This window comes from uncultured Litoreibacter sp. (assembly GCF_947501785.1).
Taxonomy (GTDB): domain Bacteria; phylum Pseudomonadota; class Alphaproteobacteria; order Rhodobacterales; family Rhodobacteraceae; genus Litoreibacter.
In genome coordinates this window covers 1,720,729-1,747,315 of record NZ_CANMXB010000001.1, presented here as the reverse complement: position 1 = coordinate 1,747,315, position 26,587 = coordinate 1,720,729, and the positions used below count along the sequence as shown (strand labels likewise).

The 26,587-nt window shown below is 59.7% G+C and carries 30 protein-coding genes; 14 read left to right on the top strand and 16 right to left on the bottom strand.

Going from position 1 to position 26,587, the window contains the following annotated elements; all coding sequences use genetic code 11:
- Nucleotides 1-23 precede the first annotated feature (23 nt).
- The 5 genes from Q0899_RS08705 to trpS form a co-directional block, all read right to left on the bottom strand.
- Nucleotides 24-476 carry a universal stress protein gene (locus tag Q0899_RS08705; RefSeq protein ID WP_298296280.1) on the bottom strand — a complete coding sequence of 151 codons (453 nt, stop codon included), beginning with the start codon at nucleotides 474-476 and terminating at the stop codon, nucleotides 24-26.
- A gap of 80 nt (nucleotides 477-556) precedes the next feature.
- A complete protein-coding gene (locus tag Q0899_RS08700) occupies nucleotides 557-931 on the bottom strand; it encodes a rhodanese-like domain-containing protein (protein ID WP_298355961.1) in 375 nt (124 codons plus the stop codon).
- 34 nt (nucleotides 932-965) lie between these two features.
- Nucleotides 966-1,661, bottom strand: a complete 696-nt coding sequence (locus Q0899_RS08695; protein ID WP_299192241.1) for an alpha/beta hydrolase — start codon at nucleotides 1,659-1,661, stop codon at nucleotides 966-968.
- An 81-nt stretch (nucleotides 1,662-1,742) separates the two neighbouring features.
- Complete coding sequence (locus tag Q0899_RS08690) at nucleotides 1,743-2,612, bottom strand: branched-chain amino acid aminotransferase (protein ID WP_299192239.1); 870 nt, start codon at nucleotides 2,610-2,612, stop codon at nucleotides 1,743-1,745.
- A 408-nt stretch (nucleotides 2,613-3,020) separates the two neighbouring features.
- Nucleotides 3,021-4,034, bottom strand: coding sequence for a tryptophan--tRNA ligase (trpS, locus tag Q0899_RS08685; protein ID WP_299192237.1), 1,014 nt, complete (start codon nucleotides 4,032-4,034; stop codon nucleotides 3,021-3,023).
- 76 nt (nucleotides 4,035-4,110) lie between these two features.
- Here trpS and Q0899_RS08680 point away from each other — a divergent pair, with 76 nt between their 5' ends.
- Complete coding sequence (locus Q0899_RS08680) at nucleotides 4,111-4,788, top strand: rhomboid family intramembrane serine protease (RefSeq protein WP_299192235.1); 678 nt, start codon at nucleotides 4,111-4,113, stop codon at nucleotides 4,786-4,788.
- On the opposite strand, the gene murJ is transcribed toward Q0899_RS08680, so the two are convergent.
- Genes murJ through Q0899_RS08665 form a run of 3 tightly spaced genes read right to left on the bottom strand, consistent with a single transcriptional unit; the run spans nucleotide 4,785 to nucleotide 10,277 of the window.
- Nucleotides 4,785-6,326 (bottom strand): murein biosynthesis integral membrane protein MurJ, encoded by a 1,542-nt coding sequence (murJ, locus tag Q0899_RS08675; protein WP_299192233.1) that lies wholly within the window; start codon nucleotides 6,324-6,326, stop codon nucleotides 4,785-4,787. The two genes, Q0899_RS08680 and murJ, sit on opposite strands and share 4 nt — an antisense overlap.
- Nucleotides 6,323-9,091, bottom strand: a complete 2,769-nt coding sequence (locus Q0899_RS08670) for a [protein-PII] uridylyltransferase (protein WP_299192231.1) — start codon at nucleotides 9,089-9,091, stop codon at nucleotides 6,323-6,325. The genes murJ and Q0899_RS08670 overlap by 4 nt, the downstream gene beginning before the upstream one ends.
- A 13-nt stretch (nucleotides 9,092-9,104) precedes the next feature.
- Nucleotides 9,105-10,277 (bottom strand): penicillin-binding protein activator, encoded by a 1,173-nt coding sequence (locus Q0899_RS08665; RefSeq protein ID WP_298355977.1) that lies wholly within the window; start codon nucleotides 10,275-10,277, stop codon nucleotides 9,105-9,107.
- A gap of 109 nt (nucleotides 10,278-10,386) precedes the next feature.
- Here Q0899_RS08665 and rsmI point away from each other — a divergent pair, with 109 nt between their 5' ends.
- From rsmI to gshB, 3 genes are all read left to right on the top strand, one after another.
- Entirely contained in the window at nucleotides 10,387-11,250 is an 864-nt protein-coding gene (gene rsmI, locus Q0899_RS08660; RefSeq protein WP_298296301.1) for a 16S rRNA (cytidine(1402)-2'-O)-methyltransferase, read from the top strand.
- Nucleotides 11,247-11,600, top strand: coding sequence for a YraN family protein (locus tag Q0899_RS08655; protein ID WP_298296304.1), 354 nt, complete (start codon nucleotides 11,247-11,249; stop codon nucleotides 11,598-11,600). Before rsmI ends, Q0899_RS08655 begins: the two co-directional genes overlap by 4 nt.
- A gap of 91 nt (nucleotides 11,601-11,691) precedes the next feature.
- Entirely contained in the window at nucleotides 11,692-12,633 is a 942-nt protein-coding gene (gene gshB, locus Q0899_RS08650; protein ID WP_299192228.1) for a glutathione synthase, read from the top strand.
- On the opposite strand, the gene Q0899_RS08645 is transcribed toward gshB, so the two are convergent.
- Genes Q0899_RS08645 through cobU form a run of 4 tightly spaced genes read right to left on the bottom strand, consistent with a single transcriptional unit; the run spans nucleotide 12,630 to nucleotide 16,229 of the window.
- Complete coding sequence (locus Q0899_RS08645; protein WP_299192226.1) at nucleotides 12,630-14,132, bottom strand: YifB family Mg chelatase-like AAA ATPase; 1,503 nt, start codon at nucleotides 14,130-14,132, stop codon at nucleotides 12,630-12,632. The genes gshB and Q0899_RS08645 overlap by 4 nt on opposite strands.
- Nucleotides 14,133-14,180: 48 nt before the next feature.
- Nucleotides 14,181-15,056 carry a glutathione S-transferase gene (locus tag Q0899_RS08640; RefSeq protein WP_299192224.1) on the bottom strand — a complete coding sequence of 292 codons (876 nt, stop codon included), beginning with the start codon at nucleotides 15,054-15,056 and terminating at the stop codon, nucleotides 14,181-14,183.
- 58 nt (nucleotides 15,057-15,114) lie between these two features.
- Nucleotides 15,115-15,690 (bottom strand): histidine phosphatase family protein, encoded by a 576-nt coding sequence (locus tag Q0899_RS08635; RefSeq protein ID WP_299192221.1) that lies wholly within the window; start codon nucleotides 15,688-15,690, stop codon nucleotides 15,115-15,117.
- The gene (gene cobU / locus Q0899_RS08630) at nucleotides 15,687-16,229 is read right to left on the bottom strand and encodes a bifunctional adenosylcobinamide kinase/adenosylcobinamide-phosphate guanylyltransferase (RefSeq protein ID WP_299192219.1); all 543 of its coding nucleotides are present in this window, start codon (nucleotides 16,227-16,229) and stop codon (nucleotides 15,687-15,689) included. The genes Q0899_RS08635 and cobU overlap by 4 nt, the downstream gene beginning before the upstream one ends.
- 94 nt (nucleotides 16,230-16,323) lie before the next feature.
- On the opposite strand from cobU, the gene Q0899_RS08625 reads away from it, so the two are divergent.
- The 8 genes from Q0899_RS08625 to Q0899_RS08590 all read left to right on the top strand — a co-directional run bounded on the left by Q0899_RS08625 (nucleotide 16,324) and on the right by Q0899_RS08590 (nucleotide 22,876).
- A complete protein-coding gene (locus tag Q0899_RS08625) occupies nucleotides 16,324-17,205 on the top strand; it encodes an RNA polymerase factor sigma-32 (protein ID WP_298355996.1) in 882 nt (293 codons plus the stop codon).
- 150 nt (nucleotides 17,206-17,355) lie between these two features.
- Nucleotides 17,356-18,549 carry a bifunctional phosphopantothenoylcysteine decarboxylase/phosphopantothenate--cysteine ligase CoaBC gene (gene coaBC / locus Q0899_RS08620; protein ID WP_299192217.1) on the top strand — a complete coding sequence of 398 codons (1,194 nt, stop codon included), beginning with the start codon at nucleotides 17,356-17,358 and terminating at the stop codon, nucleotides 18,547-18,549.
- 17 nt (nucleotides 18,550-18,566) lie between these two features.
- Nucleotides 18,567-19,004 carry a dUTP diphosphatase gene (gene dut, locus Q0899_RS08615; protein WP_299195335.1) on the top strand — a complete coding sequence of 146 codons (438 nt, stop codon included), beginning with the start codon at nucleotides 18,567-18,569 and terminating at the stop codon, nucleotides 19,002-19,004.
- Nucleotides 19,005-20,048 (top strand): molybdopterin-synthase adenylyltransferase MoeB, encoded by a 1,044-nt coding sequence (gene moeB, locus Q0899_RS08610; protein WP_299192215.1) that lies wholly within the window; start codon nucleotides 19,005-19,007, stop codon nucleotides 20,046-20,048.
- A gap of 193 nt (nucleotides 20,049-20,241) precedes the next feature.
- Nucleotides 20,242-20,745, top strand: coding sequence for a YbjN domain-containing protein (locus Q0899_RS08605; protein WP_298296328.1), 504 nt, complete (start codon nucleotides 20,242-20,244; stop codon nucleotides 20,743-20,745).
- Nucleotides 20,746-20,775: 30 nt separating this feature from the next.
- Nucleotides 20,776-21,585, top strand: a complete 810-nt coding sequence (proC, locus tag Q0899_RS08600; RefSeq protein WP_299192212.1) for a pyrroline-5-carboxylate reductase — start codon at nucleotides 20,776-20,778, stop codon at nucleotides 21,583-21,585.
- A 2-nt stretch (nucleotides 21,586-21,587) separates the two neighbouring features.
- Entirely contained in the window at nucleotides 21,588-21,926 is a 339-nt protein-coding gene (locus Q0899_RS08595; protein ID WP_298356004.1) for a tRNA-binding protein, read from the top strand.
- Nucleotides 21,926-22,876: a D-glycerate dehydrogenase gene (locus Q0899_RS08590; protein ID WP_299192210.1), complete on the top strand. Its 951-nt coding sequence runs from the start codon at nucleotides 21,926-21,928 to the stop codon at nucleotides 22,874-22,876. The genes Q0899_RS08595 and Q0899_RS08590 overlap by 1 nt, the downstream gene beginning before the upstream one ends.
- 33 nt (nucleotides 22,877-22,909) lie before the next feature.
- On the opposite strand, the gene Q0899_RS08585 is transcribed toward Q0899_RS08590, so the two are convergent.
- Nucleotides 22,910-23,488, bottom strand: a complete 579-nt coding sequence (locus Q0899_RS08585) for a thymidine kinase (RefSeq protein WP_299192209.1) — start codon at nucleotides 23,486-23,488, stop codon at nucleotides 22,910-22,912.
- A gap of 287 nt (nucleotides 23,489-23,775) precedes the next feature.
- Here Q0899_RS08585 and Q0899_RS08580 point away from each other — a divergent pair, with 287 nt between their 5' ends.
- Complete coding sequence (locus Q0899_RS08580; protein WP_299192207.1) at nucleotides 23,776-24,246, top strand: hypothetical protein; 471 nt, start codon at nucleotides 23,776-23,778, stop codon at nucleotides 24,244-24,246.
- A 152-nt stretch (nucleotides 24,247-24,398) separates the two neighbouring features.
- Nucleotides 24,399-24,815 carry a BrnA antitoxin family protein gene (locus Q0899_RS08575; protein ID WP_298296343.1) on the top strand — a complete coding sequence of 139 codons (417 nt, stop codon included), beginning with the start codon at nucleotides 24,399-24,401 and terminating at the stop codon, nucleotides 24,813-24,815.
- Between the two features lie 58 nt (nucleotides 24,816-24,873).
- On the opposite strand, the gene Q0899_RS08570 is transcribed toward Q0899_RS08575, so the two are convergent.
- The 3 genes from Q0899_RS08570 to Q0899_RS08560 form a co-directional block, all read right to left on the bottom strand.
- Nucleotides 24,874-25,215: a hypothetical protein gene (locus Q0899_RS08570; protein ID WP_299192205.1), complete on the bottom strand. Its 342-nt coding sequence runs from the start codon at nucleotides 25,213-25,215 to the stop codon at nucleotides 24,874-24,876.
- A 300-nt stretch (nucleotides 25,216-25,515) separates the two neighbouring features.
- Complete coding sequence (locus Q0899_RS08565) at nucleotides 25,516-26,157, bottom strand: TIR domain-containing protein (RefSeq protein WP_299192203.1); 642 nt, start codon at nucleotides 26,155-26,157, stop codon at nucleotides 25,516-25,518.
- The gene (locus Q0899_RS08560; RefSeq protein WP_299192201.1) at nucleotides 26,157-26,558 is read right to left on the bottom strand and encodes a hypothetical protein; all 402 of its coding nucleotides are present in this window, start codon (nucleotides 26,556-26,558) and stop codon (nucleotides 26,157-26,159) included. The genes Q0899_RS08565 and Q0899_RS08560 overlap by 1 nt, the downstream gene beginning before the upstream one ends.
- Nucleotides 26,559-26,587: the final 29 nt, after the last annotated feature.

Genomic DNA, 26,587 nt, shown 5'->3' with positions numbered 1-26,587 from the left:
GAGTACTACGCGCACCGGAATGGTCAACTAATCGCTTCCAGCCGTTCCTTGCTCATGTCGCCGGGCACAATCGTGATCGGCATTGGCAGGGAGCCGGAGCGGCGGGTCATTTCCGTCACCAGCGGGCCGGGCCCGCTATCTGTGCCCGCGCCAAGCACCAGCACGCCCACCTCCGGGTCATCCGTGACCTGCGCCAAAATTTCGACGACGGGCTCGCCCTCGCGGATCACCAGTTCGGGGTCGATGCCCTGCTTGTCGCGCATCCATTTGGCGAAGACCTCGAAATGCGCCTCGATCCGTTCGCGGGCCTCCTGGCGCATGATGTCGCCGACGCCGATCCAGTGGTTGAATTCCTCGGGCGGGATGACGGCCAAAACCTCGACGCCGCCGCCCGTGCGCGCGGCCCGCATGGAGGCGAAGCGCATCGCGTTGAGGCACTCTCTGCTGTCATCCAGCACCACCAAAAACTTACGCATCGTTTGCCTCCCCATGATCGCGGCATCGCTGATCATGGAGCATGGCCCCGGCCCGCGCAACCGCGAACGTATCTATGCGGTCAGCCGTCTTGCATCGGCCCGCCGGCCTCTTTCCATTCGCCGATGCCGCCAATGTTAGTCACGTTGGTAAAGCCCATGTCCTGCAGGGTCTTTCCCGCCAATGCGGCCTGACCGCCCGCGCCGCAGACCAGATACAATTCGGCATCCTTTTGCAGGGCAGGGTTGTGATATTGGTTGTCGGCATCTGCCATAAATTCAAGCATCCCGCGCGGCACCCAAACAGCGCCTTCGATGGTGCCGGATTTGGCCACGGCGCTTGAATCGCGCACGTCCACGAAGACGGCACCGGTGCCATGCTTGGAAATTGCGTCAGCCCCCGGAATGCGGGTCACGGCGGCATTCGCTGCTGCCATGTAATCTTTTGCGGTTTTCATCTCTTGGGTCCTTTCGGTTGGTCTTGAGCAATAGTTAGTCAGACGCGGGGGCGGCTTCCACCCCAAGGGCTGTCACAAAGCTGCGTATGGCGGCCGCTGCAGCATCGGGTTGCGCCTGCAAAAGAAAATGCGGGCCGTCGATGTTTTGAACGCTGGCGCCAGCGGCTTCGAATGGCCTTGCGGCTGCCTTGGGCACCAACCGGTCCGAGGTCGCGCGCAAGTAAAGCATCGGGACGTCAATCGCGCCGAATGTCGCCGTTTCGTCCACCCGCAGCACCTGGTCCAGCCGCGCCGCCAAGGTCTTGGCGGGGACAGTTTTCAGCGCCGCCCAAAGCGTGGTTGTGAACTTGCGGTTGGCCCACCGGCCCATCACCGCAGGTTGCATCATCTGGCAGGCCAAACGGGATTTCATCGGCATCCATTGCAGGGCCTTAGCCGCAAAGGCCGGGGCAGGGCGCGGTGCCCGCGCGAAGCTGGCGACGAACACTATGGCGCGTAACTTGGCCGGGCGGGATGCCGCGACCTGGATGGCAAGCGGGCCGGAGAAGGATTCGGCGATGATCACGAACGGGTCTGTCGGCAAGTGCTCCGCCACATGTCGGCCGAGATCACCGTAGCGGGCCATATTTTTAGGGTAGCGCAGAGCCTCGCAGTCGAGGCCCAGCGCGCGACAGAAATCGTCATGCAACGCGCCCGTGCCGTCCAGCCCGGGCAGGAGCAGCGCCTTCACCCTAGCCCCTGCGTCTGAACGCGACGATGTAGAGGCCGACAAACAGCGCCAGCGACAATACGATCCAGAAGATCGCGCCGGTCAAAGCGCGCCCTCGGACAGGGCCCAGTCCCAATACATGTCGCGGACTTGGGACGTCACAGGCCCTTGCTGGTAGTGCGTTCCGTCAAACTCGGTCACTGGCGTGACCTTCATCATGTTGCCGGACATGAACACCTCGTCGGCGGCGCGGAAATCGTCGAAACCGAGCACCTCCTCATGCACCTTGATCCCATTGTCGCGCAGGTTCTTCATGTGCCGGGCGCGGGTGATACCTGCCAGGAAGGTGCCGTTTGGAACCGGCGTGAAAACCTCGCCGTCTTTCACCATGAAGATGTTGGCGGTTGCCGTCTCCGCCACGTTGCCCAAAGCATCCGCCACCAACGCGTTACCGTAGCCCTTGTTGCGGGCCTCGATCAGCATCCGCGCGTTGTTGGGATAGAGGCATCCCGCCTTGGCATTGACCACCGCGTCTTCCATGACGGGGCGGCGGAACCGTGTAGTGGTCAACGTCGTGGCCTTGCCTTTCGGGGCCATCGGAATTTCTTCAAGGCAGATGGTGAAGCCAGTGGCGCCGGGTTTCGGGTCCACGCCCAGGTCACCGCCATCCAACGCCCAATACATGGGCCGGATATAGACCGTCGCGTCCTTGGCATACATCTGCAGGCCTTCGCGGACGGCTTCGACAATGTCGGCGGTTTCCATAGTGGGGGTGATCATCAGCGCCTCGGCGGAGCGGTTGACGCGGGCGCAATGCGCCTCCAGATCAGGGACGACACCTTCGAAATAACGCGCGCCGTCAAAGACGGAGGTTCCAAGCCAAGCGCCGTGATCGGCGGCGTTGATGATGGGGACGTCTCCGTCATGCCAGCGGCCTTCGAAATAGGTTTTGATATTGGTGCCGGTCGCCATCACGTTCTCCCTTGAGCATGGGGCAACCCTAGGCCGCGTCGGGTCGGGCGTCCAGACGCAGACACGGGCGGGCAGGACCGGAATGCCTGGCGCGTGTCCCGTCCACCTTTATCGGTGACGGCGTGTCTCGGTGGTGTCTGTGGTCGGTGCCATTCAGGGGCACGAAGGATAGAGAAGGCGGGCCCGCCAAAGATGCGGCCCTGCACCAGCGGATGTTGCCGCCGGACCAGTATGATGCGCGAGACCGGTTGGGCGCGTCACCACCCTGCAGCCGCAATATGTTCCACAAGACCGCCCATTTCGCGAGGGCCGTGTGGGATTGGATATCCGGGGGCGGTTCTACAGGCCGTTTTGTAACAGGTGGTTAACCAATCGTGCGCAGCGGCGCGTTTTGCGCAACGGGGTCGGTCAGCTGACCATGCCCACGATCTCGTAGGTTTTCTTCAGGACGGGGGCCGCCACGTCGCGGGCGCGTTCCGCGCCACGGGCCAGGATCTTGTCGATCTCGGCCTGCTCGCCCATCAACCGCGCCATCTCGCCCGAGATGGGCGACAGCTTGGCCACGGCCAAATCCGCCAGCATCGGCTTGAATTCCGAGAATTGCTTGCCGCCCACATCCGTCAGAACCTGATCGACGGTGCTGTCATCAAGAGCTGCGTAGATGTTGACCAGATTGCGTGCCTCAGCCCGGTCTTTCAGGCCGTCAGCCTCGGAAGGCAGCGCGTCGGGGTCGGTGCGGGCCTTGCGGATTTTCTGGGCAATAGCGTCGGCATCGTCGGTCATGTTGATCCGGCTCATATCCGAGGGGTCGGACTTGGACATCTTCTTGGACCCGTCGCGCAGGCTCATCACGCGGGTGGCGGCGCCTTCAATCACCGGCTCGGTGATCGGGAAGAAATCCACGCCGTAATCGTGGTTGAACTTGGCGGCAATGTCGCGCGTCAGCTCCACATGCTGTTTCTGGTCGTCGCCGACCGGCACATGGGTGGCGTGGTAGACCAGAATGTCGGCGGCCATCAGGGCAGGGTAGGCGAACAGCCCTACGGAGGAATTCTCCCGGTTCTTGCCGGCCTTGTCCTTGAACTGCGTCATGCGGTTCAACCAGCCCATGCGGGCCACGGTGTTGAAAATCCATGCCAGCTGGGTGTGCTCGGGCACCTGGCTTTGATTGAACAAAATGGACTGTTCAGGGTCGATGCCCGACGCGATGAAGCCCGCGCACAGCTCGCGCGTGTTCTTGCGCAGATCGCCTGGGTCCTGCCAGACGGTGATCGCGTGCAGATCGACCATGCAGTAGATGGTCTCAAACTCGGCCGCCTGCATGTCCACGAAACGCTTGATCGCGCCCAGATAGTTGCCCAGCGTCAGCCCGCCGGACGGCTGGATGCCGGAAAAGACGCGCGGTGTGAATTCGGTGGCCATGTCAGGCGCTCCATCTGGATAAAAAGCGTCACTTCGCTTACCTAGGTGCAAAACCGAGGTCAACCGGAGCAGCCAGATGTACGACCCACACGCCGACGAAAGCCCGTTCAACGCCCTGCCGCCCGTCGTGGTGGTGCTGGCGCTTATCATGGGGGTCAATGAGCTGGTGCTACAGGCGGGCGACCGAGGCATGTTCGGTGTTCCGCCGCGCATCATATTCTTCGAGGACTACGCCTTCCGTCCGGCGGTTTGGGAATTCATGATCACCCGGGGGCAGTTCCCCTTGGAGCATTTGATGCGGTTCATCACCTTCCCGTTTATCCACGGCTCCTTCACCCATGCGGCCTTTGCCATTGTGATCGTGTTGGCAATCGGTAAGGCCGTTGGCGAAATATTCAGTTCTGTCGCTTTCCTGGCGGTGTTCTTCCTGTCATCGGTGTTCGGGGCCGTGGTCTATGGCACCCTTGTGTCGGTTAACGCGCCCCTCATCGGGGGCTATCCCGGCGCATATGGGCTTATCGGCGCATTCACCTTCTTGCTTTGGGTCAATCTTGCGGCGGTCGGCGCGAACTCGATGCGCGCCTTTTCCCTGATCGGGGTGTTGCTGGGAATTCAGTTGGTCTTCGGAATTTTGTTTGGTGCAGGGCTGGATTGGATCGCTGATATCGCTGCGTTTGTCGCCGGTTTCGGGTTGTCCTTCGTCCTCAGCCCCGGTGGTTGGTCCCGTGTATTGGAGAAGCTGCGGCGGGACTAACGGCGCAGCGCGGCCGTTAGTTCAGAGGGTTTGAACGCCCCTGTCAGGCGGCCAAACAGGCCGTAAGACGCCCCGCCGGCGACGAGAAGCAGTGCAAGCGCGGCGTAGCGCCATCCATCAGTGCTCAGCAGCGGCCCCAGCACCAAATGCAGCACATAGAGCACGGCCCCCATCATGAGAGACGCCGCAATGATTCTTGGCAGCCGGGTGCGGAACCGGGCGTCCAGTTCGGCGGCCGGCCCGAATTTGCGGGAGTACCGCCAAAGCAGCCACGCCATGGTCCAGCCTGCCAGCGACGTCGCCAATGCAGCGGCGATGTAGTCGAGATAGAACCACAGCCCCACGGCAATGCCCGCGTTGACCAGCATCGAAACCAGAGCGAATTTGAAGGGGCTCTTGGTGTCCTCCCGCGCAAAGTAAATTGGTTGGAATATCTTTTGCAGCACGAAGGCGGGCAGACCCAACCCATAGACCGCGACGGCAAGCGCCGTTGCGGCGGCATCTTGGGACGTGAATTGGCCGCGCTCGAACAGGACCGAAATCATCGGCAGCGGGATGACCACCAACGCGATTGCGCAAGGTATCGTCAGGATAAGTGCTACTTCCGCCGCGCGGCTGAGCGCGTCTTGCCCGCCTTTGTCATCATTCGCCTGAAGACGGCGCGACAGCTCGGGCAGCAGCACCACACCGATGGCAATGGCAACGACACCTAGCGGAAGTTGGTAGAGGCGGTCGGCATAGTTGACCCACGCAATCGCGCCCTCGGTCCAGCTGGCCACGTTGCGGCCCACCAACAGGTTGATCTGCACCACCCCGCCTGCGAGCGCGGCGGGCGCTGCGATGATGGCCAGGCGCTTCAGCTCTGGCGTCAGGCGCGGAATGGTCGGGACCAGCCTGTAGCCAGCCCGCGCCGCGGCCGACCAGACCAATGCAAGTTGCGCGATACCGGCAATGGGCACCGCCCACGCCAGCGTCAGCCCGATATCCCATCGCGCATAATACGCAAGCGTCACGGCGAGAATGAACAGCACGTTCAGCAGCACCGGCGCCGCTGCCGCTGCCACAAACCGGCCAGTGGAGTTCAGCACCCCAGAGAGCAAGGCCGCGAGCGAAATGAAAAGAATGTAGGGAAACGCAATGCGACCAAAGAGCGTGGCCAGATCCAGCCTGTCATCAGCGGCAAAGCCGGATGCCATCAGCAGCACGAGCGCGGGCATGAAGACCTGCGCTATGGCAGTGAACACAATCAGGATCGTGGCAAGGCCCGTGAACGCGTCGCGGGCAAATTCCAGCGGGCCTTCGCCCGATTCCACCTTCTTGGAGAACATCGGCACAAAAGCCATGTTGAACGCGCCTTCTGCGAAGAAACGGCGGAACATGTTGGGCAGGGAGAACGCGATCAAAAACGCTTCGGCAACCGGCCCTGACCCAAGAAAGCCGGCAATCAGAACGTCGCGGATGAACCCCAATACCCGGCTCAGCAAGGTCCAGACCCCAACCGTGGCAAAGCCCCGCATCAGGCGGTTTTGCTCGCTCATTTCTGTGCCCTTTCGACGCCTTGGCTGATCGCGGTCCGCAGCTTTCGTTCGATTCCGGCCTGTTTGGATTTGGAATGAAATTTCAGCCCGAACATATCTTTTACGTAGAACGTATCGACGACCTGCGCGCCGTAGGTCGCGATGACGGCGGAGGCGATGTAGATATTGGCGTTTGCCAGAGTGCGGGTGAGATCGAACAAAAGGCCCGGCCGGTCTCGCGTGTCGACTTCGACAATGGTGTAAATTTCCGACCCCTCATTGTCGAAGGTGATGGATGTCGGAACCCTGAATTGCGCCTCGCGCTTTTTGACCTTGTCGCGGGATTTCAGCGCGTCACGGGCGACCACCTCTCCTTTGAGGGTCTTCTCAATCATGCCCTTCAGGCGGGGCAGTTTTGCCGCCTCGTAGGGGCTGCCCTCAGAATCCTGGATCCAAAACGCGGCGGTCGCGAAGCCGTCCTTGGTGGTGTAGGTGCGCGCATCCACCACGTTGGCCCCTACGAGGGCGAGCGCCCCGCACATGCGTGAGAAAATCCCGGGATGGTCGGCCATGGCGAAACAAACGCGGGTGGCATCGCGATCCTCATCAGGCGTCAGTTCGGTGCGCACCTCGTCTGTATCTAGCCCGCGCAGCAGGATTGCAAAATCAACATGCGCAGTCACATGCAGGCCCTGCCAATAGGGGGGGTAGTGACGCGTGGTTTCGGCCCGAAGGGCCTTTGCTTCCCAATCCGGCAAGGCCGCGCGCAGGTTCTTCTTGGCTTCCGATCCGCGTTCTTCGCGGTTCAGCGCCTCCATGCCGTTCTCCAGCCCACGCCGCGTTTGGCGGTAGAGCGCGCGGATCAACGATGCTTTCCAATTGTTCCAGGTGTCGGGCCCGACCCCGCGGATATCGCAGACGGTCAGCACGCACAGCAGGTCCAGCCGCTTCACCGTCTTTACCGCCTTTGCAAAGTCGCGCACCGTTCGAGGGTCCGCGATATCGCGTTTCTGCGCCATATCAGACATCAACAGATGGTAGCGCACCAGCCACTCAACGGTTTCACATTCCTCGGAATTCAGGCCCAACCGCGGCGCGATCTGACGGGCCAATTTCGCGCCCAAGATGGAGTGGTCTTCCTTTTGGCCCTTGCCGAGATCATGCACCAGCAGCGCCACGTAGATGATGCGCCGGTTGATACCTTCCTTGAGGATGGAGGACGCAATCGGCAGCTCCTCGACCAGTTCCGCGCGCTCGATCTGCGCCAGAACCGAGATCGTCTGGATGGTGTGCTCGTCCACCGTGTAGCTGTGATACATGTTGAATTGCATCATCGCGATGATGTTGCCGAATTCGGGGATGAACGCCCCCAAAACGCCCAGCTCGTTCATCCGGCGCAGGGCGCGTTCCGGGTTGCCGTGCTTGAGCAGCGTGTCGAGGAAAATCTTGGACGCGTCTTTGTTCCAACGCGTCTTCTCATCGAGCAAATGCAGGTTTGCATCGATTAGCCGCATCAGATCCGGGTGGATCAGATAGCCGGTGCGCAGTGCCTCTTCAAAAACGCGCAGCAGGTTGAGAGGGTCCCTCAGAAAGGTTTTCTTGCCCGCAACATCCAGCCGGTTTTGCCGCAATTTGTAGCCGGGTTTCAGCTTCTTGCGCCGGGCATTGCGCAGCATGGTCACGATCGAGGGCTCTTGCTTGACGTGCTGCGCTTCCAGGTCGGTCAGGATAATGCGGGTCAGCTCGCCCACGCGGGTGGCGTGGCGGAAGTAGTCCTGCATGAAATGCTCAACCGCGCGGCGGCCGTCATGGTCGCGGTAGTTCATGCGGTCGGCCACCTCGACCTGCATGTCGAAGCTGAGCACCTCGTTGGCGCGGTTGGCGACAAGGTGCAAATGTGACCGGGCCGCCCACAGGAAGTTTTCGGCGGCGGCGAAGTCGTCGCGCTCCTCTTCGGTGAACACTTTTGCATCCACCAGCGCTGCCACGGTTTTTACCCGGCGGGTGTATTTGGCGATCCAAAACAGGGACTGCAGGTCGCGCAGCCCGCCTTTTCCTTCCTTGACGTTGGGTTCCACCAGATAGCGTTGCCCGCCATGCCGTTTGAGGCGGTCAGAGCGTTCTTCCAGCTTGGCCTCGACGAATTCGCGGGCCGTGTTTTTGAACAGCTCCTTCCAAAGCCGCGCATCCAGCTCCTCGGCGAGCGGTTGATGACCCGCGATGAACCGTTGTTCGAGCAGCGCTGTGCGAATGGTGAAATCTTCCCGCCCCAGCCGGAGGCAGTCTTTGACGGTGCGGGATGCATGTCCCACTTTCAGCTTCAGATCCCAAAGGATGTAGAGCATGGATTCGATCACGCTCTCCGCCCATGCGGTAATTTTGTAAGGCGTGAGAAAAAGGAGGTCGACGTCAGAAAACGGGGCCATCTCGCCGCGCCCATACCCACCAACTGCCAGCAGGGCCAGCCGCTCAGACTCGGTTGGCGTCGGCAGCGGATGAAGATGCGTCTTTGCAACGTATAGCGCCGCGCGGACCAGCCCGTCGGTGAGGTAGGTATAGCTCTTTGTCAGGGGGTAGGCCGCAAATGGGTCTTTGGCAAACGCGTCGGCGATGGTCGCACGCCCTGTTGCCTGTGCCGCTTTCAGCGTTTCGACGGTCGCCGCTCTGATCGCCTTTGCGTCCGCCGCCCCAGCGATCTGCGCGTCCAGCTTTGCAAAAACATCGGCGTCGTCAAAAATAAGTGACGCCGGGCAAATCAACTCGCCCGGCGTTTCGACTTCGGTCACTGCAGTCGTTGGCTTAGAAGCCGCCACGGCTGAAGGATTTTGGAGCTGGGTCAACGATCTGCACCCGTGAATTGGTCACTTGGGCGATTGCCAAAGCACGTTGGATCGTGCCGTCGCCTTTCAGGCGGAATACCCCGTTTACGCCAGCGAAACCAGAGGATTGCGTCAGATTGCCTGCCGTTGCCTTCAGGTTCTTGGCCGCCAATGCGCCAACCGCAGCCACGCCGTCATAAGCCAAGCCAGCCAATGGGTGCGGCGCTTGGCCATATGCACCTTGGTAGCGAGCGTTGAATTTTGCCGATAGCGATGGGTCAGGCAGCGCAAACCAGCCGCCCTGCAGACCGGGCAGGGCGAGCGTTTGCGGCGGAACATCCCAACGGGTCAGCCCCAGCGATTTTACCACCGAAGGGTCTACGCCGCGCTCGGGCAGAAGCTGTGCCAGAAGTGGCAGGGCCCCAGCGCTGTCATCCGTCAACATGACGGCGGTCGCGCCAGATGACGCAACTGTCTGCGCGATCACCGGAACTGCGCTAGCGATGCCTTCTTCGCTGAATTCAAAAGACCCGTCGCCCACAATTTGTACGTTGGTTCCGGCAGTGGCCTTGACCACGGCGGACCGGGCGATCTGCCCGACCGGCGTGCGCGGGTAAACCACAACCACGCGGGAGCGCCCTTGCGCGCCGGCATAGCCCATCAGTCGCGATGCAATGTTGTCGAAAGTGTTGCCCAGAACAAACAGGTTCCCACCGGCAATCGACGTGTTGTTCGAGAAGGCCAGCACGTTAACCCCGTCATCGCGCGCGGCAACCGCCGCGGCATTTGCCGCGTCTGACCGGAGCGGGCCAACAATAACCTGCGCGCCCTCTGCAATAGCCTGATCTGCGACCGCCGCCGCCGTTCCGGCCTGACCTGCGGTACGATACACCTTGATATCAACCTTGCCACCGAGATCGGCCGCCGCAAGGCGGGCCGCATTCTCAAGCGAGCGTGCCAAACCCTCGTCACCCGGCGAAGGCGACCCATATGGCACCAGCAGCGCCACGGTGACTGTGTCGCCGCTCAGCTTGTCGCCGCTGCCTGCCCCGACAGTGGGAAGCGTAACATCACAAGCGGCCAGGCCCGCCGCGAAGCCGAGCGCCACCACCATACGCGCGCCCTTGCGCGCGAATCCCAAAACGTTGAACATACAAAAAACTCCTTGCTCCCCACCGGACCAGAGGTTTTGGCCCAGCATAATTGCGGTCAAACTATTCGGTCTGGCGGGTCAAGTAAATGTGAAGGGCGGGCAATATCCCATGACGGCTGCAAACCGCGTAAAACTGGCCCCCGGGCTATATTTTCTGGCCACACCGATCGGCACGGCCCGCGACATCACGTTGAGGGCGCTGGATATTTTGGCGTCAGCGGACGTGTTGGTGGCGGAAGACACCCGTGCATTGCGACGTTTGATGGACATTCATGGAATCGCCTTGGAGGGCCGTTCGGTGGTTGCCTATCATGACCATTCCAAGGCCACGCATCGCGACCGGCTGTTGGCGCAATTGGAGGAAGGCCAGTCCATGGCCTACGCGTCCGAGGCAGGGACACCTTTGATCGCGGATCCCGGATACCAGCTCGGGCGGGCGGCCTCTGAAGCCGGTCATTTGGTTACGTCCGCGCCTGGCCCGTCGGCCGTGTTGGCCGCGTTGTCGATCAGCGGATTGCCGACGGATAGCTTCTTCTTCGCGGGGTTTGCGCCGAACAGCACGGGCCAGAGGCAAGCCTATTATCGAACGCTGGTCGATATCCCGGGCACCCTTGTGTTCTACGAGTCGCCGAACCGGACGGCCAAGGCCCTGCGCGATATGGAGGCAATCTTCGGCGGCGACCGTCAGGCGGCCATGGCGCGGGAACTGACCAAGAAGTTTGAAGAAGTGCAGCGCGGGACGGTGTCCGAATTGGCTCAGAACCTGTCTGAACAGACCATCAAAGGCGAGGTTGTGCTGCTGGTCGCGCGTGGAACGCAAGATAGCTTTGACGACGCCGATATTGAAAAGATGCTGGCAGAAGAGCTCGAAGGGGCGAGCGTTAAGGATGCAGTAGCACAAGTTGTTCAGGATACAGGCCTGCCGAGGCGGCGGATTTATCAACTGGCGTTGGAGCTAAACAAGCGAAATTGACGGGATCGGTTAGTTATCACTCGGGGCTCAGCGCGGAAGAAACCGTCGCCCGACATTATTCGGAGCGCGGCTTTCGCGTCGCGGCGCAGCGGTTTCGCACAAAGTCGGGGGAGGTGGACCTGATCGTCCAAAAGGATGACGCCTTTGTCTTCGTTGAGGTGAAGAAAAGCCGAAACGTCGCCCGCGCGGCAGAACGGGTTTCCCAGCGGCAGCTGGCCAGAATTTTTGAGACCGCATCGGAATTCCTGGCGTCACAACCAAATGGTCAGGAGACAGATTGCCGTATTGATATTGGGCTGGTGGACGGGTCCGGACGCGTTGAAATCATCGAGAATGTTCTAGCCGCCTAGGCAATTGCGCGCAGCACCTCTGCGCCGATCTACATTGCCTGTCCGGCAACTTCACGTCATGTAGAAGCTTCAACGTGCAGGAGTGACCGATATGGCCCTTAAAGTCGCAATCCAGATGGACCCGATCGACGCGATTGATATCGACGGCGACAGCAGCTTCCGCATTGCGGAGGAAGCGCAGGCGCGCGGGCATGAGCTGTTTTTCTACACCCCCGACCAATTGTCCTACCGCGAAGGCCGCGTTCTGGCGAAAGGCTGGCCGCTGACCGTGCGTCGGGAGAAGGGCAACCATTTTACGCTTGGTGAGCCTGCCGAGATTGACCTGGCCGATTGGGACGTTGTGTGGCTGCGCCAGGACCCGCCCTTTGACATGGGCTATATTACGACGACGCATATTCTGGACCGTATTCACCCCGATACGCTGGTCGTGAACGACCCAACCTGGGTGCGCAATTGGCCGGAAAAGCTGAAGGTGCTGGATTACCCCGACCTGACGCCGCCGACCGCCATTGCGCGCGACTTGGAGGCTCTGAAGTCGTTCAAAGAGGCGCATGGCGACGTGATCCTCAAGCCGCTCTACGGCAATGGTGGCGCCGGTGTTTTCAAGCTGACCAGGGAAGACCGCAATCTGAATTCCCTGCATGAGCTTTTCACCGGCATCAATCGCGAGCCGCTGATCATGCAGAAATTTCTGCCGGACGTGGCGAAGGGCGACAAGCGGGTCATCCTCATTGATGGGGAGCCGGTTGGCGGTATCAACCGCGTGCCTGCCAAAGGCGAAACCCGGTCGAATATGCATGTTGGCGGCAGGCCCGAGAAAACCGAGCTAACGGCCCGCGATTTGGAGATTTGCGCACGGATCGGCAAGGATTTGAAAGATCACGGGCAGGTCTTCGTGGGCATCGACATCATCGGCGGCTGGCTGACAGAAATCAACGTGACCTCCCCCACGGGCATTCAGGAACTGGAACGGTTTGACGGCGTAAACATCACCCAGAAAATCTGGGAAGTGATCGAAGCAAAGCGCAGCTAGGCGGCAACGCGGTAGCTGACGGCCTCGGCCACATGGTTCGCTAGGACCCGCTCCGAGCCAGCCAGATCAGCGACCGTGCGCGCGACACGTAAAATGCGGTGGTAGCTGCGCGCAGATAGCCGAAAATGTTCGGCTGCGCGTGTCAGCAGATCCGCGCCTTCCTGATCGGGGGTTGCAAAACCCTTGAGCAATTCCCCCTCCATATCGGCGTTGACGCGGATCTCGGGGTGATCCCTAAATCGTGCAGTTTGAATGTCGCGGGCCGCCGTGACCCTTTGTGATATCTCCTCGGACGTGTCGCCGCTTGCGGGCAGGTCCAGGTCGGTGAACGCGACGGGCGGGACGTCGATGCGCAGGTCGAACCGGTCCATCAACGGGCCAGATATGCGCCCCATGTAATCGTCCCCGCAACTTGGCGCGCGTGGGCAGGCCCGCCCGGGGTCGGTCATGTAGCCGCACCGGCAGGGGTTGGCCGCCGCGATCAGCATAAATTTGCAGGGATACTTCACATGGGCATTTGCGCGCGCGACCACGACGTCGCCCGTCTCGATCGGTTGGCGCAGAGTTTCCAGCACCGCGCGGGGGTATTCAGGAAATTCGTCCATGAACAGCACGCCGTTATGGGCCAACGAAATCTCGCCAGGCTTTGCCCCGCGCCCGCCGCCAACAATCGCGGCCATGGATGCGGTATGATGGGGCGTGCGGAACGGCCGGTCCCTTGAAATGCCGCCTTCATCCAGCAGGCCGGAAAGCGAGTGGATCATCGACGTTTCCAGCGCTTCCTCTGGCATCAACGGGGGCAAGATGCCGGGCAATCTGGCCGCAAGCATCGACTTTCCGGACCCCGGTGTCCCAACCAGCAACAGGTGATGGCGCCCGGCGGCGGCAATTTCCAAGGCCCGTTTCGCGCGCTCCTGACCTTTGACGTCTCGCAGGCATTTGGCGAGCGGCTTGGGCGCAACCTCGCCGGGGCGCGCGGCGGAAATCGGTGATTGCCCGGTAAAATGCTGGATGCAGGCATGCAAGGATGGTGCGCCGAGGACCTCCGTGGCATCGACCCAAGCGGCTTCCGCCCCGCAAGCTTCGGGACACAGTAGCGTGCAATTTTCTTCGGCTGCAGCGAGCGCCGCTGGCAGAGTTCCGATCACGGGGACCAGAGACCCGTCGAGCGACAATTCTCCCAACGAGACGGTGCGCTGAACCTCGTCATTTGGTAGGATATCAAGTGCGGCCAACAATGAGAGCGCAATCGGCAGGTCAAAATGCGACCCTTCCTTCGGCATGTCTGCGGGTGACAGGTTTACTGTGATCCGCTTGGAGGGCATGGCGATCGACAATGACGTCAACGCACTGCGCACCCGGTCGCGTGCCTCGGACACCGCCTTGTCCGCCAGCCCCACGATGGAGAATGACGGGAGTCCCGGCGTGACGGCGCATTGGACCTCGACCATGCGCGCGTCGATCCCTTCAAATGCGACAGTATATGTGCGCGATACCATGTCGCTCCCTCCGGCCGTAACCATGGTTAACGGCTAAGGGAGGAAGGTTTATGATTGGTAAATTGCCATGAAGGCTGGCCAAGCTTCCGCGTCGGCCACGGTTTTGTCACGGCAAAACGCGTTGCAGAAGCCAAAGATGCGGCCGTCAAATGACCCCAGATGGGTGATAGGCTTCCCGGAATACGGGCACATCTCGTTCTCTGCAGTTCCTTCGGAAACTGCAGTTGCGGTCATGGGCTCAGGTCCCGGCCATTCGGTCTGGTCAAAGTCGCGCTTGTACCACGGCAGCTCTTGCCCGGCTGCAAACCCCATCGCACGCCAGCGGCGGAATGCAGGGTCGGAGAGGTGGGCCGCCACATAAGCCTTTGCATCGGCATCTACGGCTAAGCCGTAGCCCGCAATGCGCGCAGCGACCGGGGCGTAAAACGCATCCGCGATAGAATAGTCGCCAGCAAGCCACGGGCCCCCAGGAGAGGCGGTGGCGCGTGCGTGGGACCAGATCGCTTCCAGCCGGCGCAAATCTGCCGTCACATCATCGGGAACCGCGACATTGCGATAGGCAACCCTGAGGTTCATTGGGCAAAATTCACGCAGCGGCCCGAAACCGGCATGCATTTCCGAGGCGAGATTTCGGGCGACGGCCCGACCTACGGGATCTTCGGGCCAAAGGTTCTTGCCAGGCTCGCGAGACGCCAATTCTTCCGCTAGGGCCAATGACTCAGAAACCACCGCCCCGTCGGCGCATTTGAGGGTCGGAACGGTTTTGGCCGGTGCCACCTCTGCCATTTGCGCGCCGACGCCCGCGGGATCGGCGAAATTCACAAAGTGGGATCGGACCGGGATGTCGAATTTCTCAAACAGCAGCCAGCCACGTAGCGACCAGCTGGAATAGCTGCGGTCGCCTAGGTAAAGATCATATGTCATGGCCCCAGCGTAGATGCGGCGATATCTCAGGGGAAATGCAAAAAAGTGAGAAAGTGCATCAAGGGCTGTGATTGACCACGCCAACATCCCATTTGCCGGCGTCATGGGTCAGTTGCGTCACAGATAAAGGCTCTATTGTTTGGGCCAGCACGTCATAGGCCGACTTGCCCCAGGCGCGTTGCAATTGCGTCAATATGATACCGAAATGCGCCACGACGACGATGTCACGGTGGTTGGCGTTGTTCATCCCGTCAACCACGGGGCGAACCCGGGATGCTGCGTCGTTCCAGCTTTCACCGTTGGGGGCGGTGACGTTTCCCGGTGTTTCCCAGTAGGCGCGCGACAGGTCTGCGTCTTTCTCGGCAACTTCGCTGAAATGTAGCCCGTCCCAGTCCCCGAAGTCGAATTCCCGCAATGCCTGAACATGAGGCAGCCTGACCCGGCCGCTTTGTATGGCGTCGCCCGTTTTGACGGCGCGTTGCAGGTCGGACGTGATCAGCACCGCGTCATCTGGGAGGTATGCGCTAAGCCTTTCTATCCGCGCGGTGTCTGACAGGTCTGCCGGGACGTCCCGCCAACCGGTGAACGTCTTCTGATGGGTTGGGCCATGCCGGACCCACCACCATCGGGTCATATATCGTCCCCCGGCAATGCGCCTTTCAGAACGCGTGGCAAACCGACCGTCACCTGAACCACAAGGTCGGCTTGCGCCGCCAGTTGTCGATTGAGCTGCCCTTGTTCCTGTCTGAACCTGCGCGCCAGTTTGTTGTCCGGAACGATGCCATGGCCGGTCTCGTTGCTGACAATAACAACCGGCCCGCGCACTTGCGACAATGCGGCGAGCAATTCGCCCGTCTCGACGGCAATATCGGCGCCATCCATGATCAGGTTCGTGAGCCACATGGTGGCACAGTCCAAAAGCGTGGCGGCCCCGGCTGGAAGGCTCGACAACGCCCCTTTCAGGTTGGTCGGTTCCTCAACCGTTTGCCAGCCGTCCCCGGCGCGCGCGCGTTTGTGGCGAGCAATCTTGTCAGCCATCTCGTCATCAAAGGCCTGCCCGGTCGCCAGATAAACTCGGGTCGCCCGTTCCTTGATCACAAGGTGTTCAGCAAAATCTGATTTGCCAGAGGCGGCACCGCCTATCACTAATGTCAGGGAAGGCAGCTTGCCCACGGGGAACTTCCTTTGATCCAGTTCGAGATTTCAACCGTATCAAGCACGACAACCAATAAAAGGCTACGACTTTTACAGCTCCGGGGGTGAACAAATGGCGCTAGATGGACCTTACGATCGGACCTTGTCGAGGACGGCAATGAAGGCGGAGCTGCTGGACGCTGAGACCGAACTGAAGTTGGCCTATGCCTGGCGGGACGAGCGTGACGAAGAAGCGCTTCACCGCTTGATCACCGCTTACATGCGTCTCGCCATTTCCATGGCCGCAAAATTCAAACGCTACGGCGCGCCGATGAATGACCTGATCCAAGAGGCCGGGCTGGGATTGATGAAGGCCGCAGACAAGTTTGACCCGGATCGCGGAGTGCGCTTCTCGACTTATGCGGTTTGGTGGATCAAGGCCTCCATCCAGGACCATGTGATGCGAAACTGGTCCATGGTGCGCACCGGATCCACGTCATCCCAGAAGTCGCTGTTTTTCAACATGCGCAGGGTGCAGGCGCGACTGGAACGCGAAGCTGCCTCGCGTGGTGAGCCGCTGGACCGGTACCAATTGCGCGAGATGATCGCCACCGAAGTCGGCGTCCCTCTTCACGATGTCGAAATGATGGAAGGGCGGCTGTCGGGGTCCGACTTTTCGCTCAATGCGACGCAGTCGACCGAAGACGAAGGGCGCGAATGGATTGACGCGCTCGAGGATGACGCACCGCAGGCTGCCGAGACAGTGGCGCATCAGCATGACATTGACGCGCTGCGCGGCTGGTTGGTCGACGCCATGACAAAGCTCAACGAGCGCGAGCAGTTCATCGTGCGCGAGCGCAAGATGCGCGACACCCCACGCACCTTGGAAGACCTTGGCAACGAACTTGGTCTCAGCAAGGAACGTGTCCGCCAATTGGAGGCGGCAGCGTTTGCCAAAATGCGCAAATCGCTGGAGGCCGAGGCCACCGAAATTCACGAATTTTTGGGGCATTAACCCAGGCTGATGATCCAATGAACGGCGACGCAAGGCCTGCAGGTACGGGCCCATTGTGTGCGTGCCTATGCCTTAGCTGAACAGCAAGTGATTGCCCCCGCGCGCAACACCCCCTACTTATCAAGGGGTTGAAGGGCGAAGGAGCCGAAAATGCTGGCTGGGAAGCACGTGCTGCTTATCATTGGTGGCGGGATAGCCGCATTTAAGTCGCTGGACCTGATCCGCAGGCTGCGCGAACGGGGTGCAACCGTGACCCCGGTCCTGACCAAAGCGGCCGAAGAATTTGTTACCCCGCTGAGCGCCTCTGCCTTGGCTGCACAAAAAGTCTACCGCGATCTGTTTGATCTGACGGACGAGGCGGAAATGGGTCATATCGAGCTGTCCCGCGCAGCTGATTTGGTCGTGGTCGCCCCGGCGACGGCGGACTTGATGGCCAAAATGGCGGGTGGCCATGCAAATGACCTGGCCTCCACCCTATTGATGGCAACAGATAAGCGCGTGCTTGTCGCGCCCGCCATGAATGTACGGATGTGGGAGCATCCAGCAACGCAACGCAACGCCGCCACCCTAAAGAGTGACGGCATCCTGTTCGTGGGACCAGATGAAGGCGACATGGCCTGCGGCGAGTATGGGCCTGGCCGCATGTCTGAGCCTTTGGTCATTGTTGCCGCCGTTGAAGACGCGCTGCTCGACGGGCCGCTGAAGGGGAAGCATGTTCTTGTCACATCCGGACCAACGCACGAACCCATTGACCCGGTTCGATACATCGCCAACCGGTCTTCTGGCGCGCAAGGCACTGCGATCGCCCGGTCATTGTCTGCGTTGGGCGCACGGGTGACGTTTGTCACCGGTCCGGCTGACGCGCCGCCGCCTGCAGGTGTCGATGTCGTGAAGGTTCAGACGGCCCGCGAGATGCTGGAGGCCGTGCAAAACGCGCTCCCCGCTGACGCTGCCGTATTTGCTGCTGCTGTCGCCGACTGGCGCGTTACGACCGCCTCCGACAGCAAGATCAAGAAGGGAAAAGACGGCACGCCGTCGCTGGAGTTTGCCGAAAACCCCGACATCCTTGCCACCGTGTCACAGATGAAAAAGGGTCGCCCCGGTTTGGTGGTCGGATTTGCAGCTGAAACGGATGACGTCATCGCGAACGCAACAGCCAAGCGCAAGCGCAAAGGGTGCGACTGGATCGTTGCCAACGATGTCAGCCCGTCGACAGGCATCATGGGTGGGTCCGAGAACGCCGTCACCGTGATTGAGGAAGCCGACGTTGAAGAATGGCCCAGGATGAGCAAGTCGCAGGTTGCCAGCCGCATCGCCGCGCGCATCTCTGAGGCGTTGAAGTGACGCCCGTCATCCGAATGATGTGGACCGAGGATGCGGATGCCGGGTTAGGGCTTCCTTCGTATGAGACGTCCGGCGCGGCTGGCGCGGATTTGCGGGCAAACCTGCCAGATCGCAGCTCAATAACCATTGCAGCAGGTGCGCGGGCGCTGATCCCGACCGGCCTGCGCATCGCAATCCCGGACGGGTTTGAGGCGCAAATTCGGCCACGTTCGGGCTTGGCGCTGAAACATGGCGTGTCTTTGCCGAACACGCCAGGAACCATAGACAGCGACTATCGGGGACCGCTGGGTGTAATTTTGATCAACCTAGGTGATGCCCCTTTCACGGTGGCCCACGGAGACCGCATTGCCCAGATGATCGTGGCTCCGGTCGTTCAGGCACAGTTCAAGGTGGCGCAGTCGCTGGACGATACCGACCGCGGCGCAGGTGGGTTTGGCTCCACCGGGTCCAGCTAAATGGCCGTCGTTCTTTTGGTTCTGATCGGGCTTTATTGGGCAGGCGGGTACATGCGAGTGTCGCCCCACGCCCGATTGCTGTTGCCGGGGGTCGTATTGGTCGCCGTTCTGGCCATTCAACTGACCCTTCCAGCCGGCAACACGCTGAAGGAGGCGACCGGCGGCAGCGCCGCAAACTGGTTTCTCCTGATCGGGGTAGCGGCAGTGGTGTTGGTTTACCGTCAGGGATTGATGCTCCTCAAGGCCAGGCACGACAATTCTGAGGCTCCGGCACCCGCAAAGACAGGTGCATTTTCCGATGCTGAATTGGATCGATATGCGCGTCACATCATCCTTAGAGAGGTGGGCGGTCCCGGTCAGAAGAAGTTGAAAGCCGCCAAGGTCTTGGTCGTTGGTGCAGGCGGATTGGGTGCACCCGCATTGCAATACCTCGCTGCAATGGGCGTGGGCACGATCGGCATTATTGATGACGATGTCGTCTCCGTCAGCAATCTGCAGAGGCAGGTCATCCACAGTGACAGCGATGTCGGCCGCCCGAAAGTGCAGTCTGCCGCCGATGCGATCGCAGCACAAAACCCATTTGTCACGGTCAAACCTTACAACCGCCGGTTAGAGGCGGACTTCGCGAACGATCTCGTGGCCGACTACGATCTGGTGCTTGACGGATCGGACAATTTCGAGACCCGCTATTTGGTCAATGCGGCTTGCGTGGCGGGCAAGGTGCCGCTGATCTCGGCTGCGATTACGCAGTGGGAAGGGCAGATCAGCCTTTTCGATCCGGCAACCGATGGCCCATGCTACGCCTGCGTATTTCCAAAGGCGCCCACGCGCGAGTTGGTGCCAACTTGTGCCGAGGCCGGCGTGATCGGCGCGTTGCCGGGGGTGTTGGGGGCGATGATGGCGGCAGAGGCCACAAAACACATCACCGGCGCAGGGCAGACGCTGAAAAACCGGCTTACCATCTACGACGCGCTTTACGCCGAGACGCGAACCATCAAGGTCAGTCGGCGTGCAGATTGCGAGATCTGTGGGAGCGGTGGATAACCTTCGGAATCCGGAGGTTTTATCCCGCCCGACCCACTCTGTTGTGGGTAATTCCAAATAAACTCTTTACAGACTCCGCGTTCCGGCACACCATATGTTGTAAGGGTTGACCGTAAAAAGACGACCCTTTGATTGGGACCCAGTGCTTAGCGGCGATCAACGCCTCAGGCACCAGAGCAGACAGGGGCCGCACATGTCGCAGCTGGAACATTACCTTGAAACCGAGGATCTTCACCCGATTGATTTGGTGGAAACCCTTGCTGAACATCACGAATGGGACTTCGACCGCATCGCGGAAGATCAGATAGCCATGGCGATCGAGGGGCAGTGGCGGACCTATTCCATCACGCTGGCTTGGTCCAACTACGACGAAACGCTCAGAATGGTGTCCACCTTCGAGATGGAGCCACCGGAAGAGCGTTTGCCGGCGCTTTATGATGTTCTCAACCGGGCCAATGACACCTGTTGGACAGGCGCATTCAGCTACTGGCGCGCGCAAAAATTGATGGTCTACCGCTACGGGCTGCTGCTGTCGGGCGGTGCAGGCGCGGGTGCGGATCAAATTGATCGTATGCTCAGCGCAGCGGTGCTGGCATCCGAGCGTTTCTACCCCGCTTTTCAACTTGTGTGCTGGGGCGACCGAACACCTGCCGAAGCCATGCAGGTTGCCATTGCGGAGGCCTACGGGCGCGCCTAATCTCTGCCCCTGAATATGCCGGGGGCTTTGATGGATTTGACGGACATAAACGCGCGCGGGCTGGTCTTACTGGGATGCGGCAAAATGGGCTCGGCCTTGCTTCAAGGATGGCTGGCGCAAGGCGTGTCACCAGATGCCGTTCATGTCATTGATCCGCACCCATCCGATTGGTTGAACGCGCAAGGGGTTCAGGTGAACTCGGACCTGCCGTCGTCTCCGGCCATTGCATTGATTGCAGTTAAGCCACAAATGATGGGCGACGCATTGGGAGCTTTGCAACGCCTCGCGGGAGAGACGGTTTTTCTGTCCATCGCCGCAGGCACCCCGATTTCCGCGTTTGAAGACGTTTTTGGCAAGGAGAGCCGGGTCATTCGGTCGATGCCTAACACGCCAGCTGCTATTGGTCGCGGGATCACAGCCATCATTGGTAACGCAAACGCGACCCCCGCTGATCTGGATTTGGCGGAAGCGCTGCTTGCGGCGGTTGGGCAGGTCGTCAGGCTGGAAAACGAAGATCAGATTGACGCGGTCACTGGCGTGTCGGGGTCAGGCCCGGCCTATGTGTTTCATCTGATCGAGACGTTGGCAGCCGCCGGTGAAGCGCAAGGCCTTTCCCCGGAGCTGGCAATGCAGCTTGCAAAGGCCACGGTTGGCGGCGCCGGACATCTTGCAGAGCAGGCAGAGGAAAGCCCATCGCAACTGCGCATTAACGTGACCAGCCCGAACGGGACAACACAAGCCGCGCTTGAGGTCTTGATGGACGAAGAGCGCGGGTTCCCGGATCTTTTGAAACGGGCGGTGAAGGCCGCGACGGACCGCAGCCGGGAATTGAGAGAGTAGCCATGTCAGACATAACCTTTGACGACTTCATGAAAGTCGACATCCGCGTCGGCCAAGTCGTGAGGGCGGAGCCGTTTCCTGAGGCACGCAAACCCGCGATCAAGCTTTGGGTCGATTTTGGCCCGGAGTTGGGCGAGAAAAAGAGCTCGGCGCAGATCACAAAACATTATTCGCCTGAGGGCTTGCCCGGCAAACGCGTACTGGCGGTCGTGAACTTTCCGCCGCGCCAAATCGGACCGGTGATGTCAGAGGTTTTGGTGTTGGGCGTGCCAGATGAGGACGGCGAGGTGGTGCTGCTGGTGCCGGACAAAGGCGTTCCGATTGGTGGAAGAATGTATTGATGCCTAACCTTCTGATTTCGAAGAAACTTCCAGACAGCGTATTACGTGCAGCGGCGGATCGATACGACGTCACTTTGCGCGACACCGAGGCCTCGATGACCGAGGTGGAAGTGACCTCGGCGCTTGGGGCCTATGACGCCATCCTCCCAACTTTGGGAGATCAGTTCACGGGCGATGCCATACGTGCCTGCGACGTCGTGCGATGCAAAGTGATCGCCAATTTTGGGGTCGGATATAACCACATCGACGTAGAAACGGCCAAAGCCCGTGGCATAGCGGTCAGCAACACCCCGGGCGCAGTAACAGATGCCACGGCCGACATCGCGATGACCTTGATCTTGATGACCGCCCGCCGTGCTGGCGAGGGGGAGCGCTTGGTGCGTGCCGGCAAGTGGACCGGCTGGCAGCCAACCCAGATGCTAGGCCTGCATGTCTCCGGCAAGACCGTAGGGATCATCGGCATGGGTCGCATCGGGCAAGCCATTGCCCATCGGTGCAAGGCTGGGTTTGGCTGCAAAATCGTCTTTGCCAACCGGTCCACGAAAGTGGTCAACGGTGCGCAGCAGCTTGCCAGCCCCGAGGATGTCGCGCGTATAGCCGATGTCGTTGTCGTGGCCACCCCGGGCGGGGCGCAAACTCGGCACCTGATCGACCGAAATTTCCTAACCGCGATGCAGTCCCACGCCATTTTGGTGAACATTTCGCGGGGCGATGTGATTGACGAGGCTGCGCTCGTATCCGCGCTGCAGGAGGGCCAGTTGGCGGGGGCGGGTTTGGATGTCTACGAGGAGGAACCTGTTGTTCCTCAGGCATTGATCGATATGGAACATGTCACGTTGCTGCCCCATCTGGGGACGGCTGCGCTCGATGTGCGGGAAGGCATGGGGATGATGGCGCTTGCGAATGTGAACGCCTTTTTCGACGGGAAGCAGCCGCCAAATTTGGTTTAGCGGGTCTTGCGCCTGATGGGGCCTTGGCGCGGTTTAGCCGCCAACAGCCTCACGCCAATGCTTCCGGCATAGCGACAAATAGGTCTCATTGCCGCCCACAACAACTTGGTCGCCATCGGTGACAGCCTTCCCGTCAGCCCCTTTGCGGATCACCATCGTGGCCTTGCGGCCGCAATGGCAAATGGTGCGAACCTCGCGCAAGTCATCGGCCAATGCCAGCAATGTTGCGGAGCCCGGGAACAGCTCCCCCCTGAAGTCGACGCGCAGCCCGTAGCACATGACGGGCACGCCCAGATCGTCGGCCGCGCGGGCAAGTTGCCAGACCTGATCGCTGCTCAACCATTGGGCCTCATCCACCATCACGCAGGCGATATCGCCCTTGGCCAGCCGGTTTGATATCAGCTGAAAAAGGTCGTCATCCGCGCCGTAAGTCGTTGCTTTCTTGGCAAAACCTATGCGGCTGCCGATTTTCCCTTCGCCCGACCGACTGTCGAAATCGGCAGTCAGCAGGAACGTGTCCATGCCCATTTCCTGGTAGTTATGCGCGGCCTGCAAAAGCAGGGTCGATTTGCCGGCGTTCATGGTGGAGTAGTGGAAGTAAAGCTTGGCCATGGACCCGGATTTAGCGCTCCTTCATCGGGGGTACAACCGGTGTCTGGGCTGGGTCGGGTGAGGGCGCTGGTTGGTGTGCGACTGGGGGATGCAGCTACTTCGAGGGATGCTGCGCAATCGCGAAGCGACCTCACCCGGATGACAGCAATTACGGTTTTTGTCACCTCGTCCGCGAAATAATTGCGGAACTCCCTGTATCTTATGATAAAAGTGACCTTGGGGTAGGGGAAACATTATGGGGTTTTCCCCCTGTGAAACGTCGTTAGTATTGCGTCAAAGGACCGGGGATGACAGCAAAATTCAAATATCTGAAAAAGCACACCGAGGCGCTCGTCAAAGACGTGGGCATCGAGGTGGCGTGTGAGTTGACGGGGCGTTCAAAGGCGACGTTGGGGCGGTATTATTCCGACAATCCCGAACATGCGGAACGCTATATGCCCATCGATGCGGTGGTGTCGTTGGAGGCGGTGTCAAGCTACCCGCATGTCACCACGGCCTTGGCGGAAATCAACGGTAACACGTTGGAAGCAAACGATAATGCGACCCGAAACTCGGCCAGTGTGAACGCGGATATCGTGGCGTTGGCGCAGCGATTCGCGATGCTGATGAGCGAATACAACATGTCCATCGAGGATGGGGTGATCACTGCGAACGAGGCCAAGCGGATGCTCAGCGAAACCCTTGCTTTGCAGAAGGTGCTGGTCGAGATGAAGCTGCATCTGGAAGACGAAACAGCGCATCCAACCGGCATGGGCTGAGGCGTTAACCTAACCTCAAAGTCCAGCAAAAAGCGCGTACACACCCTGTACACATCCCGTGCACCGCGCGTACCGACGGGCTGTCGTCACGGCACGTTAACCTTATTTGGGTATGGCTTCCTCTTTCCCGGGTGCATGAAAGGGGGGCCGAAATGGGCCAGAAGACCGTCCGCGCGCAGATGTCGACGCGGCAAAAAAGACACCATTATTTCCTGATCGATCTGATGCGGGAGCTGACCTACGACCTGCATCACCAGCTGGAAGCGGGCATCTTTGCGCTGCCGCCTGAATGGCAGGAAATTGCAGACCGCAAAGACAGCCCCGGCAAGGAGCGGATGACCATCCGCATCGACAGAGATGTGGCCAAGTTTTTCCGCAGCACCGGGCAGGGGTTTCAGACCCGCATGAACGACGTGCTGCGCGCCTTCATGCATGCGCGGCTGTCGGGCATGATCGAGGATGGCAGCCGGTACGAGACCTATGTCGACGGCGGCGATTACGAGCGCCGGCCCGCGGTGGGAGATTTCGAGCGCGACGTCGCGCAGGTGACGCGGCGGGAGCGGGAGTAGGCGGGATGCGCAGGGGGAGGCGGGGGGAGGCGGGGTGAACCCCGCCCAACCTTGGCTGCTACGCCTTCTCTTTTGCGGCAGCGGCGGCTTTCTTCGCGGCGGCCCGCTTCTTTTCGGCGGCGGCCTTTGCAGCGGCAGCTTTCGCGGCGGCGGCCTTCTTCTTGGCATCCGCCACGGCGTCCTTCATCTCGGGCCGTTTCGGCAGGCCGGTGGGCTTGGGCATGATATGTGGTCGCTTGAACGGCATAGGCTTCACCTTGGTCGCCGTGCGCGGCTGGTAGGCTTCCAGATTGTCACGGAAATCTTCGTAAACGGCGGAGACAAACTCCTCGCTCCCCTCGGCCTCGATGCTGCCGGCGCTCAGGTTGATGGACAAACGGGTGGTGGATGTATCGGTCATTTTCAAAAGTCCTTTTGGTCTAAAATCGAGGGTCGTCTAAATGACGATAAGCGTAGGGGGAGGGCGCACGGGGTGTCAAGGATCGGTCACCGCGTGGTGCCGGAGACGGGTTCTTGTTGGGCGCAGGAGGTGAAGGTGAGCGCGGCGAGGGGGATCAATGGGCGTAACATGGGCAAACTCCTTTGGTGGGTAATGTCGGGGAGTTGAGCATGGATTTGAGGTTTTGCGGAGGTGATTTGGGTGGACCATGCGCCACCGGCGCAGAACGATCCGCTCAACAGCCCATTCATTTGGAAGTATCTATGTACGTTGGTCGAAGAAGTCGGTTTTAGGATTGTAGTTCTTAGTACGCATTATTCGCGAGGTATCGTAATTGTTCGTCTTTCCTGACTTAGCCGTTTCAGAAAGCAAAAACTTCAGCCGATCCGGATGGCCGTAGACTCTTTCCCATGGAACGATAGAAATATTAACGTCCCATTTTCTCATATTTTCGATTATTCGCCTAGGAAGGTTCGGGAAGCGGCTTTTCCAGTCTTCTTCAGTATCGATGGAAAACCAACCAGTTGTCTTTTCTGGATAAATTAGCTCCTTTTCACCAAAGTAAGATGTATGCCAACTAAACGAATCTGATGTGGGTAAGTCTATTACCAATATCCCAGATTTTTTGTTCTTCGCCCCGTTGATCATTGTTGACTTCAGTTCCCAATCTACATGTTTTCGAAAACGCGTTTCCTTACCACAAAGAAGGACGGTTACTTCTGAGTCTCGCAAATAGTAGTCACGGATAGTTTGCCTTATTGTTTCGTTTGGTAAGGTTTCGTCAATTTCCCCAGTGTTAACTGAGTAATCGTTGATGAGACCGCACCGCGTGCCCCAAGTTACAAAATCCTCTTTGAAGTCCTGATCCAAATGATGGTGATAGCTGGTAAAAACGTTGAACATTAAATCTCTATTGTTCCAAAGGTTGATAGAATTGCTGCTAGTAAGAAGGTTGCGCCTAACAAGAAATAGCCAAGCTCAATGTAGAAGAAGACGGATCGTTCTTTTTGAGAAACGTCGGGTAGTTTATCGTCACCTATAGTCTTTCCAAATTCGCGCAGGGCGGCCCCATTTCCACGAATGGCGGAATTTACTTTTGCCAAGACGCCCCAAAGTGCGAGGTAGACAAGACCGATTAGAAAATACATCCAAGGTGGGAACGAACCGTCACCAATGTCTGTAAGAATTACGACTGCGCCAATAAAAGCAATCGAAAGCTGAATTATTTGATATCTGATTCCATCAAGGTGACGCCAAGTCGCGTAGCGTTCTGAGTATGCTTGAGATTTTGGTTCGCTTCCCATCCCTAACAATTGGGAGTAATCGACAAGCC